We start from the raw sequence: 18630 nt of genomic DNA on the forward strand, positions 1-18630 counted from the left end.
GAGTCATACCTGAGTCTGGCAGAAGGGACTTACACCCTTATCAGACCGAGAGTTCAGCCTTGTGGCTGGAAACGCTATGTACGGGCTTTCACCGTGATTCACGTTTCAACGAATCGCACCCCGACTTCTTCTACGAAGTCGGGACTCTGGTTATAATTATTCATTAACGATGCAGCCAGGAGAAACATGGAAACAAACCAGAATCCACTCGAAGTGCTAACTGCTAAATTCCAAGAAACTGTTGCCGAAACCCAAAACTTAGCTAACCAAATCACTACTAAAGTTGAGGAAACTGCAACTGTAGTAACCGCGTGGGTACAATCAGCACCAAGTTCCATTGTGAGTGCTGGCGCGATCGCCACTCAAGAAGCTTTTAAAATAGCACACAACATCCGTTTTGAGAACCTGCCCACAAATCTGCAATTCAAATTTGCTAGGGCTGGTGTGCGTGACGGAATGCGAAATGTTCAAGAAGCAGCAAAAGTATTTGAATCCATACCCGCCCAAATTCGAGCCCAAGGCCCAGAAGCAATTCGCAACTTCTGTCAAGATAAAGATTGGAGTCACATCAAAGCACACGTCAATGGAGGCGGTAGTGAAGCTGCTAACGGGGTGTTTGAACATTTTTGGGTAAATCGGGCTCGTGGTGGTGCAGACATGACTGCGGCCGAATTAGCCGTTGCTAAGCAGGTTTTAGCGGATGCAGCGTTTAAGGCAGCAGTTGCCGAAATCGTTGGGGTTGCAATCAAAGGGGCGATCGCAGCAGCAGTAATTGAGTTAGTATTTTCCATCTTAGAAAACTCCCTATTGTGCGTTGAAGGCAAAATTACCCAATCAGAATTAGTGACACAAGTCGCCACCGCTACAGCTAAAGCTGGCATTGCAGGTGGTATAATTACCGCCATTCTCTTAACACTCTGCATGATATTTCCCCCTATAGCGGCGCTTTTAGGTGCTGCTGCGATACCTTTGTCGGTGGCAGGGATTGGTTTTATGGGAATTCGCGCCTGGGAAATCTTTTGTCAGGGCGATCGCATATTTGGTATTACTGAACAAACACAAAAATTTCTGCGGATGACTGAAGCGACAACATCAGTAAAATTCTAAGTTTAATTAGATACTTGACTTGGCAGATAATAGAAGAACGTGAATTGTAGGGGCGGGTTTTACCAACCATAATAGCCTAAAACTAATAATCTCCTAAACCCGCCCGCTCCTATGTAATGTTTATTTGTACCCACTTACTTAGTATGGATTCCATAGAAAAGACTCAAGATCAACAGCATCCGCAATATCGACGCGATCGCGCTACAGTCGATACTTTATTAGCCTCAGAAGCAACCGACTACAATTTATCAGAATTAGCCAGACTAAAAATTCGTTACCGTGGCTTTCCCGGCGCTAGAGATATCCAAAAAGACTTAGAAAAAGTCCTAGAAAAATGGCATCTTACACCAGAAACTCTTTACGAACAAACTCGTAAAATTCACGCTAAAGGTGAAGTTTACAGGAAGCAAAAAAGCGACCAAGAAGATTGGGCTTAATCTCAAATTTACTTGAGACTTTTAACCAACTGCATTAAAACACACAAAAAACCCGGCACCACCAGATCGCACCATGGCATAACCTTTCGCTACGTCAAGTGCGATCGATATATTCAGCAAGCCCTAAATAAGTTTTGCAAGACTTACACATCAGCCCAAAGAAACCCGGTTTTTTACCTAATTTGTCGGTAACAAACCAGAATTTTCCTCAAAAACCCGGTTTCTGACCCCCGCCCTCAGCTTCCAGCCCCGATCGCCCTGGGCGCATTTTCGGGCGATCGCCCCTCACCCCACCCGGAATTACCTCAAATCAGTTAAAGTAAGAAAAAGAACCGCAAGTAACCTCACATTCGAGCGACAATGGCATCCTCTTCCTCTGTAGCAGTTCGCGAACTCCCCCTATTTCCGTTGCCGGAAGTGGTTCTATTTCCCGGTAGGCCGCTCCCGCTGCAAATCTTCGAGTTTCGCTATCGAATCATGATGAATACGATTCTGGAGAGCGATCGCCGTTTCGGTGTACTCATGTGGGACCCTGAGCAAAATAAAGTCTCTGCTGTCGGCTGTTGCGCCGAAGTAATTCACTGTCAGAGACTCCCGGACGATCGCCTGAAAATAATGACTTTGGGCCAGCAACGGTTCCGAGTGCTCGACGCAGTTCGAGAAAAACCCTATTTAGTCGGTCTAGTAGAATGGATTGAAGACGAACCGCCGCAAAAAGACCTTAGATCTTTAAGCCGAGATGTCGAACAACTGCTTCGTGATGTAGTTCGCCTCTCTAGCAAATTGATGGATCAGCCGATCGACCTACCAGAAGACATTCCCAGCTTGCCCACAGAGTTGTCCTATTGGGTAGCTAGCTACCTTTACGGCGCAGCCACGGAACAGCAAACTCTTTTAGAATTGCAAGATACTGCTGCTAGATTGGAACGCGAAACAGAAATTTTAACTTCTACTCGCAATCACTTAGCTGCTAGGACTGTACTGAAAGATACACTCAAGTAGTCCCATTATTGTAGGTGCTAGGGCCTAGCTAATCGAAAATTAGTATCTGAAAGGATTTCTTCATTCTTCCTGAAGCCACCCTCGCCCTTCGACCCTTCGACTACCCTGGCCCAACCGCTGAGTGTCAGGGTCGAAACACCTTCTTCCATCTTCCTTGGGCCCTATTAAACTTGTCGCACACAAAACTGTATAGCACCGCTGAAAATTGCCCCCTTTAAGTTGGCTCCTTCCAAATTTGCACCGCACAAAAAAGCCCCACTAAGATTAGCGCCCTCCAAGTCAGCTTCTCTCAAATCGGCACGATGAAGATTCGCTTCATATAACAGAGCTCCTCTCAAGTTAGCCTTTTGCAAATTTGCTCCCCTTAACTTCACCTCAGTTAAATTCGCTGAACTCAAATCAGCTAGCTCTAAGCAAGAATCTATTAAGTTTGCTTCCATGAGATTTGCACCTTGCAAGGATGCACCAGTCAAGTTGACACCGATCATTTTAGTGTCGCTCAAGTTGGCTTTTTTCAGGTTGGCTTCAACCAAATCAGCCCCTGTTAATCTCGCAAATGTTAGATCTGCTCCTCTGAGGTTTGCCCAATTTAATTGAGTCATCAGTAGGCAAGCGTTCTTGAGGTTGGCTCCTATTAAGTTGGCCCAACTTAAGTCTGCTAAAGATAAATTAATCTCTTTCAAATTAGCACACGCCAAATTAATATGACTTAGGAAAGCTTCGGCCAAAGCAGCCTCTTTTAAGTTTATTTCATGAAAATTTCTTTCCCCGGCCGCATATCGCTTCAGAAGTTCATCGGCATTCATTTTGCTAGCCTCTTAACTTTAATACTTGAAAAAAGTGTACTACTTACAGTATACTACATTACACTGTAACACCCAAATATTTTTAAAGTTTCAGTGTAGGTCTTTAGCTCTTCCAATGCCGATCGCACCACTGCGTGGCAGGCATTAGCTTCAACATCCATAAAGAAAATATATTCTCCGAGCGATCGCTTAGTCGGTCGAGATTCAATCCGACTCAGATTAATCCCGCGACTGGCAAATACTTGTAAAGGCTTTACCAGCGCTCCCGGCATATTGGCAGGCACGCTAAAAGCTAGGGACGTATGGGTGCAATTAGACGGTGAACCATCCAGGATCAACTTAGCAGCGGATTTAGTGATGGATTTAGTTGATGGGGGATGCACGCCTATTTCTACATGGTCCAGTTCTTCAACTCCCTTACCGAGTATCCAAAATCGAGTGTAATTGTCGGGATAATCATTAATCGGATGAGCTAACACTGGCAAATTATAAAGTTGAGCGGCTCTGGGCGCAGAAATCACCGCCACACTTGTATCCTCCAGGTAATCCAAGTATTCCGTGGTTGAATTCGCCGGAATTAACTGAGCCGATGGGATAAACTTCCCCAGCCACAACTGACACTGAGCTAGGGCTTGCGGGTGAGAGTAAACTTTTTGAATCTGATTAAAACTTTCAGCTTTTGATACTAGGGCGTGGGAAATTGGCAAAACTAAGGCGTGTTGAATGCGAAGTCGATCGAGTCGCCACAGCGTGTCTAAGGTGACAGTAACACTTCCTTCGATCGAATTTTCCACGGGCACAACTGATAAATCAACCAGCCCTGTGGCCGATGCCTCTAGAGCCTGGGATATGGTTGCATAAGGATACAGGGTGCATTCCCAGTTAGTTTCTTGGCTCAACCACTGAACATAAGCCAGAGCGGCTGTTTCTGCATTGGTTCCGACTGGGCCCAGATGTGCGATCGAAATTTTCATAGTAGGGAATTTTACCTAATTGTGGCTACATAGCAGACAGGGACAAATCTGTGTTTCTCCCAGATAGCAGCAAGTAAAATCCGAAAATTAGCGCAGTATCTGGGAAACTTTTCTCCGTTATTTCTCGGATGACATTACTCGTTGCGTGACTTATGTCACTGGAAAAGGGTTATAGTTTATTAACATATGGTTACGACTCCTCTAATTTGATATCGTCTCATGTATATCCGGTTTAATGCTTGCCAATCAGTTGAGATCGCCGTACCAGAGGAACGGGTTCCCATTCAACATTATCTGCGTCAGCCCAAGCGACTTGTAAATGCTCTAGTCGATCGCAGTCGCACTGAGCAGCTAAGTGATGAATGTTTTCGGCTCAAAATGCGGCCGTTACAATTTATGATGCTGAGCATTCAACCCACGGTAGACATGAGGGTGTGGGCGCTCTCCGACGGCACAATCAATTTGGAGTCTGTCGCCTGTGAGATTCTAGGTGTCGATTATATCAACGATCGCTTTGCTCTCAATCTCAAAGGACAGTTGTCACCGCATCAAAGTGGCGGGGGGACATATCTGAAGGGAAAAGCGGATTTGGAAGTACGAGTAGAGCTGCCACCACCTTTGTGGCTGACTCCCAAACCAATTTTAGAAGCAACGGGTAACGGTTTGCTCAAGAGCGTACTGCTTAGTGTCAAACAACGATTGATGTACCAGTTACTTTTGGATTATCGCCGATGGGCTGGTAACGCAACTGAAGTCCTGTTAACCGATAGCCCCACAATCTTATCTTTAGAAGGGTAAACCTTATTCTTCTGGAACAGGCTGTTTGGCCTGTTCCACACCAGCCTGTTTGTTGCAGATGTCTAATCAAGATCGATTTGAGTCAAGGCACCATCTTCATCGTCCTCAATGATTCCGTGACGGAAAGGAGAATCTATTTGCTTCTGTGGAGAAGTTTGATCCTTTTTGTCAGGGCGCGATGGCTGTGGTGGCAGATTCGTCGCACCTACCCGAATGCGGATAGAAGGTCCAGAATTGCCCAAACGAATCGTCATCCCGTCCACCACCAAGGCTTGAGTGATGGATTGGTCATTGATGTAAGTGCCATTAGCGCCAAAATTAATAATTTCCCAGCCAAAGGGATGGTTCCACAACTCGACGTGGTGGCGAGAAACAACCGCACTGTAAATAATTACATCATTGTCGTTCGATCGACCGATCCGAACCACTGATTCGGAGTCAAAAGACCAACTTTGAACTGGGACTGATTGGATAGGATGAAGTAGGGTTAAGGTAATCACTGATCTTACAGAAATTTAGGCATAAATCCAAAGCCTTGTACTTGACCTGGGCTAGTACAGAGCGACGCGGAGCATAAACAGGAAACCTCAGCGCCAGCCAGTTTAGTGGTACATTGACGCGATCTATTAGACATCTCCCATCTCCAGAAAAGCCAGCTTTAAACAGGCTGTTTGGCCTGTTCCACCATAATTTCTGGAAATATCGACCATCATACACTGACTTCATATTATTATTCAGCAGTATAATCGCGATTATTCTCCGCCTCCGTTAAATCATCCTCCTCCCTAGAAATACCAATTTCTGTTTCTTCGGGAATCGGAATCGTGACGACTTGCGCCACTTCTAAAGGAGCATAAATTGCCTTAGCATCCCTCGGACTGACGCTAATTTTTTCGACCTGGACTGAGGGCTGATTGGGGACAAAGTTGATTTGAATTTTCGGCCCCGATCGAGCCAAGTGAACGATCAGACCGTCCACAATGGGAATGCTCGCGATCGGTTGACCATCGAGGTAAGTGCCATTGGTGCCTAAATTAATCAATTCCCAGTTTTTCCCCGATCGCCGCAATTCTATGTGGCGACGAGAAACCACCGCACTGAAAAGAACTACGTGGCTTTCTGTCGATCGCCCTATGCAGACGACCTCTTCGTCTTCAAAGGTCCAACTGCGGACTGGTATAGACTGGAGTGGATGTAGCAAGGTCAGCTTAATCACATTGGCAGCAGTGAGTTTTGGTAGAGCGATTCTTGATGCGATTTTAGATTTTAGACTTTCTTTCGCCCAATCCAAACTCGATCTAAGAAACTTGAAATAGAAACGTAACCAGGTCTCCTTTACCCAAAGAGATGCGATCTCCCGGTCGCAACCGGTGTCGATTTCCCTTGGGCAGGGGAGTATTGTTGACATAAGTACCGTTGGAACTACCCACATCCTCTAGGTAGCAAGCATCTCCCTCAACCCGGAGGTTAGCGTGTACCCTGGAGACGATCTCAGAATTAGCAAATCCGGCAACATCAATATCCGGGGGTACCAAGTCATTGGGCTTGCCTATATGAATCACAGAAAGATTGTGAGGCAATTCCATCAGCGTATTGGTCTGGACGTGTATCAGCCTTGCTGACTGCTGTTGCAGTTGAGTTTTCGCTACACCAGGTGTCGGTTGGCCAGCAACCGGAGGAGTAGTATTAACGGAGATTGCCACAGGTTCAGTGGTAACAGCAACCGAGGGTAATGGTGGCGCGTCGGGAACAGCAGGCGGAATGCTAAGGGGAGTTTTTTCCAAGTTAGGTCCTGGATTTGCCGTCACGACAGTTTCCGGTACTATCAGGGGTTCCGGCGACACTAAATCTGGTATCAATGGCGATACCACTGTCGGGCCCACAGAGGATGGCACTACAGTTGCCTCTCTTTCTGGAACAGAGGAACCTGGACGTAAATTAAAGCCACACTGACCACAAAAAGCTGCATCTGTCTGAACCGCAGCACCGCAGTTCGAGCAACTGGCGGTAACGGGTAAAGGCGTGTAGCAAGCCTCACACTGGTTAGCTCCGTCGGGGTTTTGGTGATTGCAATTGGGACAGACAATCATCGATTTCTCCTTGCTATCGGCCAGATTTTCAAATCAGCCTCATAAAAATAGTTTAGTGTACGGTCAAATTTTAACTTTAACCGCCACCATTCTCCTATTGCTTTGCCAATGCTAGCAACTGGCCTTGGGCGGTTCTGGGAGGGATGACGGGCTTTTTGAAGTTAATCAAGTAATCCACGGCTTGATGGCTGTGGCTTTCTGTTACCCTCAATAGCACCAGCGTCGATCGATGATTATAATCTTAATGAAGTTTTATAATACTATATTTGCACACTCCCACACCTATCACCCCACACCTAACCTAGGGATTGTAACTCTTCCCCCGCTGCCGCATCTAGCAACCACAAGAGTTCGCCACTCGGTTGAATCAGTCTGGATGGATAAGTCAAGTCATCGGCTACGGGGGCAAAAATTTGAGCTAGGGCTGGTTTTTTGCTGCCTCCTGCCACAATGAAGATGACACAACGAGCATGGTTAATTAAGGGAACTGTAAACGTGATGCGGGGTTGACCGTCCTTGTTACCCACCGTCACTAGGGCATCGCGCACTTGTAAAGCCGCTGTGTGGGGAAATAGAGAGGCTGTGTGGGCGTCGTCTCCGATCCCTAATAAAATTATGTCGATCGCCGGAAACTCCCCCTCGGATACCTGGAAGAACTGTTGCAATTCAGTTTGGTAGGCCAAGGCATCCGCGGCCGGGTCCCCACTACCTGTCGGCATCGGGTGAATGTTACTGGGGGGGATGTTTACTTTGTCCAGCCATGCCAGACGTGCCATTTTTTGATTGCTATCCTGGTGGTCTGAAGGTACGTAGCGTTCATCCCCCCAGAAAACGTGAATTTTATCCCACGGCAAGTCTTGAGCGCTCAGCAATTTGTAAAGTGGTTCTGGTGTGCTTCCGCCTGCTGCGGCGATCGTACATATTCCTCGTTCTGCTATGGCTGCTTGGATTTGGGAGCACACAACCGAGAGCGATCGAGCTATTAATTCTTCCCGATTGGCTAATACTTCTACTACTTTTGTCATCTTTTTAATTTCAAATTGTCTTAGATCGTCGTCGGTAATTGCCAACGCCGGCTGTAACTTTTTTCCTTGTCAGTCGATCGCCAAACCCCCTCCAGCAGGATTGACACCGCGCCAACTCTAATTTTATCATCCTGATGAGCAGTTGATTTTAATGGGCAATCAATTATTTTCTCAACCTGCTTTAGATAAATTCATATTTTGTAGATATTTGAAGCTATTTTTCCTCAAAAGTGCGCCCGTGCGAAGCTATTCCCTACGGGAATCCTCGCAGTCTTTGACAGCCAACAGCATAAACAGGATATAATATAATTACCAAAACTTGTTTTAAGTCTGTGCTAAATACCAAAGCAAAACTATGTCAAGTTTTAAACGATTCCCTACATCTGTCCGCTATCTCATAGCGCGGTTACGCCACTGGATGCAGCCTATGGTTTGGGCACCGCTAGCAGTTCTCTGTGCCGGGAGTTTGTTTATCTGGGAGGTATCGGTAAATCCAGAACGCTTGAGCATAGATGGCGAAGATGCAGCGACTTCAAATAATCCCACTGCCATCGCGGGGCTATCTGCTGAAGATACTGCAATTGCTGCTGAAATCGATAGCGTACCCCTGCTAGTCAATCAATTCAATCGCTCTAATCCAGAACTCGGTTTTTTTAATTCACCCATAGTCAAAACCCAAGGTTTATTCGATGAAATTAGCGCTAGGCGAGCCGAAAAATTTCCGCCCTCTCTAGTTTCCAAGCAGCCAGCAATCAACACATCTTTATCCCTCCCCAATATCGCAAATCCTGTGGCTTCCGCCACCCAAAATAACCAGACAAACTCAAGCTTGGCCACTGCAAACGCCACATCAGCTTTGAGTCCTTCTCTCGACGGCGGGCAGACTGCCGCGACTTCCAACCTTGGCCTGGGAGACTCCTTGGAGACAGCAACTTTATCCCAGGCTAACGGTAGTGCTAGTTCAGGCAAAAAAAACCCAAATTCTCTTCCTTTAAGTCCCTTACAAGCAGCTATGAAAAAATACATCGCTGCCGACACTTTAGTAGTGGCGAATTCTACTGAAAAAACTGCCAAGGAAAGTAAATTGCCCGATCGACTAAACGGCACTTTGTCTCCTACAAATCCCGACAATTTGCTCCCAACCACCACTACAGCTCAAGCAAAACCAAATCCTGTGAATTTTCCCACTCCACTTACGCAGGTTCCGGCTTCCACAAATATTATTAACGACTCTCAGCCAGTTTCCAACCCATCCACCACATTACCTGAATCCTGGGGCCGATTAAATTCCACAGTACCAGTTATGCCCGAAATTACCATAGAGCCTGTAAATGTGGTGGCACCCAAAAATCCCTACCAAACTAATTTATCCGGTTCCGATTTCATACCTAAAACTCAACCTTCTGTAATTCCCGTCGCCACACCTTCCCCCATACAGCTACTTCCCAATGTCGAAAAATCTGCTGTTCCTAGTGCGATAGTCGAAACCAAAATCCTTAACCCTCAATTATCTCCCAATTCAGCCAATTCTCAATTTAAATCAGCTCAGCCTAGTCAGTCCAACTCGCCAACCCAGTCTAATTTTGGAGTTGTTCCTCAAAGCACAAATCAGGGCCTGCCACCAATTCCACCACAGCCTTCTCCTCCACAGCGACAGATTCCAGGACGCTATCTTGGTGGAGGCGAAATCAATACTTTTTCTAACCCATAGATTTTTTATATGATTTTTTATTCGATTGAATATAAAAAAAAATCGCCTTTTTTTTTATGGTTAAACGCTTGACTCTTGCCGTTTAATAAGGTACAATCTAATAATGGGAGTGGTGACAAAAATAATTATTTTTGTCACCACTCCCATTATCTAATAATATCATGCCAAATCAACGAAAGTCAATAGTTGACACTCCCCGGCGTGAACGCGCGGGGATTCTTGGATCAATCAGTCGGCTTGCGCGCTGATGTCACCACCAACGAGTTCTTGTCGGTCTGTCCCCAAGCGTTAATTCCGGTGTGCCCCACCGTATTTAAAATAATTCCTGCTTGCTTTAATCCCTTAGCTAGGATATTCTTAGCGGCATTGTGGTCGCGGTCTAACACCGTACCACAGCTACAAACATGAGTTCTGATTGACAACGATTTCTGAACGCGATTTCCACAATTTGAACAATCTTGGGAAGTGTATTGAGGAGCAACAGCAACTACTGTTTTACCGTACACTTTTCCAAAATATTGCAGCCATTGAGCAAACTGTGACCATGCTGCATCGCTAATCGATTTAGCAAGTTTGTGGTTCTTCACCATATTCCTCACTTGAAGGTCTTCGTAGGCTATGAAATCGCTAGATTTCACCACGCCGGGCGTCGTCTTGATGGCGAAGTCTTTACGTTGCCTACTGACTTTCAAGTGTTTTCTACCTAACTTGTTAATTGCTTTCTTACGATTACTCGAACCTTTCTTTTTCCTGGAAACTCGTTTTTGCAACCGTTTCAAAGCTTTTTCGCTTTTACGCAAGTGCCGAGGATTCGGAACAACTTCCCCGGCACTGTTGGTATAGAAATAGTTTAATCCCACATCTATGCCAATTACTTTGCCTGTAGGAACAAGCTCTTCTGCTCGTTCTACGTTAATGCAAAACTGAGCGTAGTAGCCATCGGCGCGACGCACAACCCTGACTCGTTTGATTTCCTTGGGTGAGTAGAAGTGCAAATCTCGACTGCCGAGTAGTTTGAATGTTCCAGCAGCAAAACCATCTGTGAAAGTCAGACACTTTTTATCGGTAGAAAGCTTCCAACCCGAAGTCTTGTACTCTACAGAACGAGTCTGTTTCTTGAATTGAGGATATCCCTTTTTCCCAGGCTTCTTAGCTTTACAACTAGAGAAGAAACGTTGGATAGCAAAAATGGCACGTTGGGCCATCGCTTGACGTGCCATTGAGTTAAGTTTTCCTGCCCATTCAAACTCTTTCGCCATGATGGCGCATTGTTTGTAGAGGTCAAGTAGTTTAACTCCCTGATTGTCGATCCAGTACCTAAGAGCCTTGTTTCGGACAAACTGAGCTGTACGGATCATTTCGTCGATGACCCGGTATTGCTGTGGCTTGCCTTTTAACTTGAACTCTAGTACAATCATGGAATTATTCTATCATGTTTACTAGCAATTGTGGGTATAAATCGACTGGTTGAATAATCTTTACACTCGAATTAAATCCGTCCTATAAGGCGATGTGCTGAGCGTAGTCGAAGTAACGGGGCTTTAGACCCAGTTTTTTCGGTAATCCTTCTTTTTTAGGGCCGAGGATTTATGGAAGATGGGGAGAGCTGGAGTCAGATTTTAATTCAAAAAAATTTCAAATCTCATATCTCAAATGCCCCGATGTCCTTACCTAGAGGCGGCTCGTACTAACAAGAGTCCGCCGATGCCAAAGCCAAAGGCGATCGGCAGCCAAGCTGATAGGATGGGACTCAAGACAGCTTTCACACCCATAGAACTGGTGATGAAAGAAAATACATAGTAAGTGAAAATCACCACTACGCTAATACCAAAACTCGTGCCTTTACCAGAGCGACGCGGTTGAGTGCCCAAAGCGGCTCCGACAATCGCAAATACCATAGACACAAAGGGAAAAGCATATTTCTCTTGAATTCTCACCCTAAGTTTGCGAATTTGTGGTTCGTCACCACTGTTTTTAATTAGCTCCAATCGCTCTAAAGCTTGGGCAATATTCATTTCCTTAAAATCCCGCGCTCTAGCTGCTAAATCTAAGGGTGTGCGGGGTAGTTTCAATTGTTGGTGTTCAAATCTAACGATATTGCGGTAAGAACCATCAGGAGCTACTATATAAGCGGTGCCGTTGAAAAAATCCCAGGTGTTTTCGGAGGGATTCCAGGTTGCTGATTCTGAAGAAACTATTTGATTGAGACCGGGGGTGGAGCGATCAATAATTGTTAAACCTTTCATGCGTTTCCCGTCAAATTCTTCTGCATAAAAAAAGCGGGCTAGGGTTTCATTGGCGCTTTTGTCAGTTGTCCGAAATTCTGTGTAAATAATATTGCCTTTTTGAAATTGCGGTGTTTCTCGCTTCAGGGCTTTGTCTAAAGTCAATGTAGCCCGGTAGTTGGCCGCCGGTACCACTAATTCTTGTAAGGGGAAGGTGAGGGCTGTGACAACTAACCCTAAAATCACTGCTGGGATTACCAGTCGGTAGACGCTAACTCCACAACTGCGTAGGGCTACGAGTTCGCTATCGCTCGACATTCGGCTGTAAGCCATTAAGGTAGCTAACAGCATTGACATGGGGAAAGCTAATACTACGAAATAGGGAATTTGTAGCATGAAAATTTCCAGGGCTGCGCCGTAGGGGAGGCCTGATTCTGCGACTCTGCGTACTAATTCAAATAAGGCACCGACGGTGATGGCGACGGATGTAAAGAGTCCGACACCAAACAGAAATGGACCCATTAGTTCTTTGACAATGTACCAGTCCATTACCGAAATTCTCGGCAGCCAGTTGAGGGGATTGAAAGATTTGGACATTGCTATTTTCATAGTTGCACGCGATCGCAGATTCTTCTTTTATTCAAAATCAAAATTATTAAATTTTGCCCGCTCTTCCATTCCTTCAGGAGATTATCGCACGAAGTTGTCGCCTAAGTAATATTGTCGTACTAAAGGGTTGCCGTAGAGTTCTTCTTCTGCGCCGGATGCTAAAATTTGGCCGTCTCGCATGATGTAGGCTCGATCGGTAATTTCTAGGGTTTCTCGCACGTTGTGATCCGTGATCAAAATCCCGATTTGCCGATCGCGCAATTTAGCAATAATACTTTGAATTTCGTTGACGGCGATCGGATCTACTCCGGCAAAGGGTTCGTCTAAAAATAGGAATATCGGTCCGTCTCGCCCCGCAGCCAAAGCTCTCGCCAGCTCAGTCCGCCGTCTTTCGCCGCCGGAAATTTGAATTCCTAAACTGGATGCAATTTTTTCTAAGCGAAATTCTTGCAACAGGAAATCTATGCGATCGCGCCATTCCCATCGTGGCACTTGAGTTTGTTCTAGGACTAACAAAATGTTATCCCGCACGGTCATGTTGCGAAAGATGCTGGCTTCTTGGGCGAGATATCCTATTCCCAAATGTGCTCGTTTGTGCATTGGCAATTGAGTGATGTCTAAATCGTTGAGCCAAACCCGGCCTTGATTGGGTTTTTCTAATCCCGTAGCGATGTAAAAGGTGGTAGTTTTGCCAGCACCGTTGGGACCGAGCAATCCGACAATTTCTCCTTGTGCTACAGAAAGATTGACGCGACTGACTATATTGCGTTTGCCGTAGGATTTGTGAATATTTTCGAGTACAATTTTCATTCTCGTCGAGCAATCTCTACCAGTTAAATTCCCGAATCCGGGCTTTGGCGATCGAATTTCAAGTTAATCTGAGATTTTGGATGATTCTGCTGAACAGGCCCGATGGCCTGGCCTGTTCGAGAAACAGTCAATTTAATGGTGGGTAGGAGAACTCCCACGCAAAATTTTGCTGCCAGCAGTTTTTAGCGCGGGGCTGTGGTGGGACGTGGGGAGCCGACTGCATTTTGAGCGGCTGCATCTTGCTCTGGGGCAACCAGATAGACGGATTCTACCTGCCCTGGTTTGTCTGGTAGGGCAATAAACCGCCCTTCGTCGATTAGATATGTCACGGTTTCGCCCCGCAGGCTGTTCCCCTGCTGCAAGACGTAAACGTCTCCGCTGAGAATGATCCGGCGCTCGCGGCTGAAGTATTGGGCTTGAGCTGCGGTGGCCTGCATTTGGCGGGCTGGGTAGTTGATTTGGACGTTGCCACGGGCTGTCACGATGCCGGTTTTGGAGTCTGCTTCTTGGATGTCCGATCGCACGCTGAGGGTGCGGGGCGGGGTTGCTTGGGGATAGGTGGGAGAAGCCATCGCGCCTGCCAGAGTGAGGGGCAACAGCAGCGATAATCCTTTGAATATTCCCGAATTAAGTAATTTAGCGGAGGACATCATAGATTGTCTGCCTCAAAATTTGTAAAATTGCTCAACGGCATAACTTTTAGCTTTGACAGTTAAGTGTTTTATCTTAACGACCGGGAAGACTCCGGTTATGTCGATCGGTTCACGACCTACTATCAACCAATTATCCTAGCAACAGAAATGCCAATTTTACTGCCTATGTTGCTGAGTCTGCTGTCCCGGCTAATTTTCTCTAGGAAGATTTAGGGACAGTTTACCGGGCTTTAGCCTACGGTGGCTATCGGCTCTGTGTCGATCGCCCCGATCTTACTTCAATCCATCCCAAGTGTTTCCTTGAGGTCAGTCTTATCCGCTTGATTCTTATATAGCAGAATCTGGTGATTATTTGCCGATCGCACAATCGCCATCTACTCGACTTCTTCAACAAGTAGCTGTTCTCAATTAATACCCAAATCAAAAAATCAAAACAGCAGAGCTATTCAGCTACTACTTTTTCCCGCTATGTTCATTTCGAGCAAATTAGGTTAATATTAATGGAGACATGAGTTGACTCACTATACTATAAGGAAGACGGCAGACGGCAGAGGTAAAATTCACTAAGATCGATGATTTTAGCAATTTTGAATGTCCCGATCGCCGAATTTATTCCTCCTATATATACAGTCAACCATTAACAGTCAAAAGCTAACAGTTAACAACCTCCAATCATGACTAATAAAGTTCAAAAAACTGAAGCCGAGTGGAAAGAGCAGCTCACAGCCGAACAATTCAAAGTTACTAGAAAAAAGGGAACTGAAAGAGCATTTAGTGGTGAATATCACGACAACAAAAAGTCAGGAACTTATAATTGTATTTGCTGTGGCACCCCACTATTTGAATCAGAAACAAAGTACGATTCCGGTACTGGTTGGCCGAGTTTCTACGCTCCAGTTAGCGAAGAAAATGTTAAGTGTGAATCCGATAATACTTTGTTTATGCGCCGCACAGAGGTGTTGTGTGCTGTCTGTGACGCTCATCTGGGTCATGTATTCAATGACGGCCCCAGACCAACAGGTCAGCGCTACTGCATGAATTCTGCTTCTCTTAATTTCGTACCCAAGGATTGAATCAAGAGTTGACCCCTCAACATTGCAAGCTCTTCTGGAATGGGTCCAAAATCCTGTTCCAGTTAATTTATGTTCAAAATGCTCCCATACTGCTATCTTATGGTGGAAGCAAACAGAATAAAAAATAGTGGCGGCATAGGGATGGTTTATCAGCGGGTTTTGCTGAAGCTCAGCGGTGAAGCGCTGATGGGCGATTTGGGCTACGGGATCGATCCGGTAGTTGTTAGTTCGATCGCTCAGGAAGTAGCCAAAGTCGTTTCTGAAGGTATTCAGCTAGCGATCGTTGTCGGTGGCGGCAATATTTTTCGCGGCGTGAAGGCAGCTTCGGCGGGTATGGATCGGGCAACGGCAGACTATGTGGGTATGATTGCTACAGTCATGAATGCCATCACATTGCAGGATGCCCTAGAACAAGCAGGAGTACCAACCAGGGTGCAAACGGCGATCGCCATGCAAGAAGTAGCTGAAACCTACATTCGACGGCGCGCGATTCGTCACTTGGAAAAAAAACGGGTAGTGATTTTTGGTGCCGGTTCTGGTAATCCTTTTTTTACTACTGATACTACAGCAGCTTTGCGGGCGGCTGAAATTGATGCAGAGGTGATTTTTAAAGCTACTAAGGTAGATGGGGTGTACGATTCTGACCCCCACATCAACCCCAACGCTCGCAGATACCAAACCCTCACCTACGGACACGTCTTGAACCAAGACTTGCGGGTGATGGATAGTACGGCGATCGCTCTTTGTAAAGAGAATAATATTCCTATTATGGTATTTGACCTGACGGTATCGGGCAACATCTACCGAGCAGTAATGGGAGAATCTATTGGAACCCTTGTGGGAGGTTTTTGTGAAGTTAGCTGACGTGGAAGATCATATGCAAAAGGCAGTTGAGGCTACTCAACGGTCTTTTAATACTATTAGGACGGGACGAGCCAACGCCTCTCTCCTAGATCGGATAGTGGTAGATTACTACGGTGCTCCTACTCCGATCAAATCTCTTGCTAATATCGGTACGCCGGATGCTTCTACAATCAGCATCCAACCTTTCGATCGCCAAGCACTCAATTTAATTGAAAAAGCGATTTCGCTGTCTGATGTGGGACTCGTACCCAATAATGACGGTTCCATAATTCGTTTGAACATTCCGCCGCTGACTAGCGAGAGACGCCAAGAATTTGTCAAAATGGCAGGAAAATTTGCTGAAGAAGGCAAAGTTGCCATTCGCAATGTCCGCCGCGATGCCGTAGAATCAGTTCGCAAGCAAGAAAAAAGCAGCGAGATTTCTAAAGATGAATCGCGCGACTTGCAAGATAAAGTTCAAAAGCTGACCGATAAGTACATTGCCAAAATCGAAGAAGTTCTGGCTGCGAAAGAGAAAGATATCGTGAAAGTATAACAGTCAAAAGTCATTGGTCAGTTAACTAACAATTAGCAACTGACTAATGACTTTTGACTAATGACTAATTGCTAATGACTAAAATCTTTGATTGTATTATTGTCGGTTCGGGACCAGCAGGTAGCACAGCAGCTTATCACTTGTCCCAGCAAGGTCGTTCTGTTTTGGTACTAGAAAAGATGTCTTTACCTCGCCATAAACCCTGTGGCGGAGGTGTTTCTCCGGCGATCGCCCAATGGCTAGATTTTGACCTGACACCAGCTATTTCTATGAAAGCTACTAAAATTAGCTACACCTGGAAAATGGCAGACGCGGTGGAAGTGGATCTAGAGTCCCCCATGTGGATGGTGCAGCGGGATGTATTTGATGAATTTTTACTCAAACAAGCTCAAAAGACTGGTGCGGAAGTTAGAGATGCTACTGAAGTCATCGGAATTGAGTTTACCAATTCTGTTTGGTTAGTTAAAACTACCACTGAACCGGTTTATGCTCGCTATTTAATTGGTGCTGACGGTGCTGGTGGTCCGATGGCTAAGTGGTTGGGTTTGAAAGAACCAAAACTCTATGCGAGTGCAAGTTTGGAAACTTCTGCAATCACAGGTGATGTTCTCAATTTTGATTTTGGCACTATTAAAAAAGGTTTTATCTGGAGTTTACCCAAGGCTGATGGCTACTCTTTGAGTATTGCTGCTATGCGGGGCGATCGACCAAAAAATATCAAAAATATGTTGGCTGATTACGCAACTAACTGTGGCGCGGATGTGATTGTCAGCGACATCCACGAATATCCGATGAGTCTGTGGGATGGCGATCGCCAATTACACTCCCAAAATGCACTGTTAGTAGGAGAAGCAGCTAGTCTCACCGATCCCCTGTCCGGCGAGGGGATTCGACCTGCTATTTTTAGCGGATTTAAGGCGGCTGAGGCGATCGATCGAGCTCTTGGAGGTGTGGGCGACGCTCTGGAAAAGTATACTCAAATTATTAGCGAAGAATGGGGAAGCGATATGCTCTGGGCTAGTCGCTTGGCTGCGGCATTCTATCAGTTTACTGGTGCTGCTTACAGAGCTGGGGTTAAATCCCCTAGAGCTAGTCAGGTAATGAGCAAAATTTTGTGCGGCGAAGTGTGTTATGCCGATATCGCTCACCGCGCTATTAAAAAGCTGATGCCATTTTAATTAGAAGGAAGAAGGAAGAAGGAAGAAGGAAGAAGGAAGAAGGAAGAAGGAAGAGGGAAGAAGAACCCCCCCCCTACCCCCCCCAAGGGGGGAGGGAAGAAGGGGGAGGGAAGAGGGAAGAGGGAAGAGGGAAGAGGGAAGAGGGAAATATTCTGAAGTTCTCACTCTTGATTTTTCATTTAAAATCTAAAATCTAAAATCGAATGACAATTTATTTTTATAAAGTAGATGAGCCTTACGGCTGCTTTTCTAACTTTTCACTCCATGACATTTGCATCAATGGTCAAAAATGGTTGACTGTGGAACACTACTATCAAGCTCAAAAATTTGTCACCAGTGCTGATGAAAGGCTGGTGGCTGCGATTCGAGCCGTACCTACTCCTCAAGAAGCTGCTAACTTGGGTCGCGATCCCAACTATCGCCTTCGTGCTGATTGGGAAGCGGTAAAAATTTCAGTTATGTGCGAAGCGGTTAAAACTAAGTTTCTCACCCATACAGATATTCAACAGATTCTCCTCAAAACGGGCGATCGCCTGATTGTCGAAAATTCACCAACAGATTACTATTGGGGTTGCGGTTGCGACCAAACTGGGCAAAATCATTTGGGTAAAATTTTGATGAGCGTGCGCCACGATATCTCTCAAAGCCTTGCTAACTGCGAAAAACTCTAATTTTTAAGTGAATTATCGATACATAAAGTTATATATTACAACAATAAGATATCATAAGTTTT

General features: G+C 45.7%; 20 protein-coding genes. 10 read left to right on the top strand and 10 right to left on the bottom strand.

The window, feature by feature from the left end; all coding sequences use genetic code 11:
* Nucleotides 1–186 precede the first annotated feature (186 nt).
* From ACBR23_RS20530 to ACBR23_RS20540, 3 genes are all read left to right on the top strand, one after another.
* A complete protein-coding gene (locus tag ACBR23_RS20530) occupies nt 187–1107 on the top strand; it encodes a hypothetical protein (protein WP_371115740.1) in 921 nt (306 codons plus the stop codon).
* Between the two features lie 143 nt (nt 1108–1250).
* Nucleotides 1251–1544, top strand: a complete 294-nt coding sequence (locus ACBR23_RS20535) for a DUF3288 family protein (RefSeq protein WP_341738805.1) — start codon at nt 1251–1253, stop codon at nt 1542–1544.
* Between the two features lie 360 nt (nt 1545–1904).
* A complete protein-coding gene (locus ACBR23_RS20540; protein WP_341738804.1) occupies nt 1905–2546 on the top strand; it encodes an LON peptidase substrate-binding domain-containing protein in 642 nt (213 codons plus the stop codon).
* A 164-nt stretch (nt 2547–2710) separates the two neighbouring features.
* On the opposite strand, the gene ACBR23_RS20545 is transcribed toward ACBR23_RS20540, so the two are convergent.
* Both ACBR23_RS20545 and pheA read right to left on the bottom strand, forming a co-directional pair.
* Nucleotides 2711–3352 (bottom strand): pentapeptide repeat-containing protein, encoded by a 642-nt coding sequence (locus ACBR23_RS20545; protein WP_371115742.1) that lies wholly within the window; start codon nt 3350–3352, stop codon nt 2711–2713.
* A gap of 53 nt (nt 3353–3405) precedes the next feature.
* Nucleotides 3406–4326 (bottom strand): prephenate dehydratase, encoded by a 921-nt coding sequence (gene pheA, locus ACBR23_RS20550; protein WP_371120357.1) that lies wholly within the window; start codon nt 4324–4326, stop codon nt 3406–3408.
* Between the two features lie 219 nt (nt 4327–4545).
* Here pheA and ACBR23_RS20555 point away from each other — a divergent pair, with 219 nt between their 5' ends.
* Nucleotides 4546–5124, top strand: a complete 579-nt coding sequence (locus ACBR23_RS20555) for a DUF1997 domain-containing protein (protein ID WP_341738801.1) — start codon at nt 4546–4548, stop codon at nt 5122–5124.
* 62 nt (nt 5125–5186) lie between these two features.
* Here the strand turns inward: ACBR23_RS20555 and ACBR23_RS20560 are convergent, their stop codons facing one another.
* From ACBR23_RS20560 to pgl, 4 genes are all read right to left on the bottom strand, one after another.
* Complete coding sequence (locus tag ACBR23_RS20560; RefSeq protein WP_371115743.1) at nt 5187–5624, bottom strand: FHA domain-containing protein; 438 nt, start codon at nt 5622–5624, stop codon at nt 5187–5189.
* Between the two features lie 230 nt (nt 5625–5854).
* Nucleotides 5855–6340, bottom strand: a complete 486-nt coding sequence (locus tag ACBR23_RS20565; RefSeq protein WP_341738799.1) for an FHA domain-containing protein — start codon at nt 6338–6340, stop codon at nt 5855–5857.
* A gap of 82 nt (nt 6341–6422) precedes the next feature.
* Nucleotides 6423–7214 carry an FHA domain-containing protein gene (locus tag ACBR23_RS20570; RefSeq protein ID WP_371115744.1) on the bottom strand — a complete coding sequence of 264 codons (792 nt, stop codon included), beginning with the start codon at nt 7212–7214 and terminating at the stop codon, nt 6423–6425.
* Nucleotides 7215–7510: 296 nt separating this feature from the next.
* Nucleotides 7511–8239: a 6-phosphogluconolactonase gene (gene pgl, locus ACBR23_RS20575; protein WP_341738797.1), complete on the bottom strand. Its 729-nt coding sequence runs from the start codon at nt 8237–8239 to the stop codon at nt 7511–7513.
* A 355-nt stretch (nt 8240–8594) separates the two neighbouring features.
* On the opposite strand from pgl, the gene ACBR23_RS20580 reads away from it, so the two are divergent.
* Nucleotides 8595–9950 (top strand): hypothetical protein, encoded by a 1356-nt coding sequence (locus tag ACBR23_RS20580; RefSeq protein WP_371120358.1) that lies wholly within the window; start codon nt 8595–8597, stop codon nt 9948–9950.
* Between the two features lie 224 nt (nt 9951–10174).
* Here ACBR23_RS20580 and ACBR23_RS20585 read toward each other — a convergent pair whose 3' ends face one another.
* From ACBR23_RS20585 to ACBR23_RS20600, 4 genes are all read right to left on the bottom strand, one after another.
* Nucleotides 10175–11368 carry an RNA-guided endonuclease InsQ/TnpB family protein gene (locus ACBR23_RS20585; protein ID WP_371115746.1) on the bottom strand — a complete coding sequence of 398 codons (1194 nt, stop codon included), beginning with the start codon at nt 11366–11368 and terminating at the stop codon, nt 10175–10177.
* 249 nt (nt 11369–11617) lie between these two features.
* Nucleotides 11618–12784 (bottom strand): LptF/LptG family permease, encoded by a 1167-nt coding sequence (locus ACBR23_RS20590; protein ID WP_341738794.1) that lies wholly within the window; start codon nt 12782–12784, stop codon nt 11618–11620.
* 81 nt (nt 12785–12865) lie between these two features.
* Nucleotides 12866–13594 carry an LPS export ABC transporter ATP-binding protein gene (lptB, locus tag ACBR23_RS20595; RefSeq protein WP_341738793.1) on the bottom strand — a complete coding sequence of 243 codons (729 nt, stop codon included), beginning with the start codon at nt 13592–13594 and terminating at the stop codon, nt 12866–12868.
* Nucleotides 13595–13776: 182 nt separating this feature from the next.
* Nucleotides 13777–14247 (bottom strand): LptA/OstA family protein, encoded by a 471-nt coding sequence (locus ACBR23_RS20600; protein ID WP_371115748.1) that lies wholly within the window; start codon nt 14245–14247, stop codon nt 13777–13779.
* A gap of 674 nt (nt 14248–14921) precedes the next feature.
* Here ACBR23_RS20600 and msrB point away from each other — a divergent pair.
* The 5 genes from msrB to ACBR23_RS20625 all read left to right on the top strand — a co-directional run bounded on the left by msrB (nt 14922) and on the right by ACBR23_RS20625 (nt 18568).
* Nucleotides 14922–15320, top strand: coding sequence for a peptide-methionine (R)-S-oxide reductase MsrB (gene msrB, locus ACBR23_RS20605; protein ID WP_341738791.1), 399 nt, complete (start codon nt 14922–14924; stop codon nt 15318–15320).
* Between the two features lie 135 nt (nt 15321–15455).
* Nucleotides 15456–16184, top strand: a complete 729-nt coding sequence (pyrH, locus tag ACBR23_RS20610; RefSeq protein WP_340520084.1) for a UMP kinase — start codon at nt 15456–15458, stop codon at nt 16182–16184.
* Nucleotides 16171–16719 carry a ribosome recycling factor gene (frr, locus tag ACBR23_RS20615; RefSeq protein ID WP_371115749.1) on the top strand — a complete coding sequence of 183 codons (549 nt, stop codon included), beginning with the start codon at nt 16171–16173 and terminating at the stop codon, nt 16717–16719. Before pyrH ends, frr begins: the two co-directional genes overlap by 14 nt.
* Nucleotides 16720–16802: 83 nt before the next feature.
* The gene (locus ACBR23_RS20620) at nt 16803–17897 is read left to right on the top strand and encodes a geranylgeranyl reductase family protein (protein WP_371120370.1); all 1095 of its coding nucleotides are present in this window, start codon (nt 16803–16805) and stop codon (nt 17895–17897) included.
* 203 nt (nt 17898–18100) lie between these two features.
* Complete coding sequence (locus tag ACBR23_RS20625; RefSeq protein WP_371120359.1) at nt 18101–18568, top strand: NADAR family protein; 468 nt, start codon at nt 18101–18103, stop codon at nt 18566–18568.
* The last annotated feature ends 62 nt before the right edge of the window (nt 18569–18630 follow it).

Origin of the sequence: Microcoleus sp., from assembly GCF_041354475.1 — a bacterium.
Lineage (GTDB): Bacteria > Cyanobacteriota > Cyanobacteriia > Cyanobacteriales > Microcoleaceae > Microcoleus.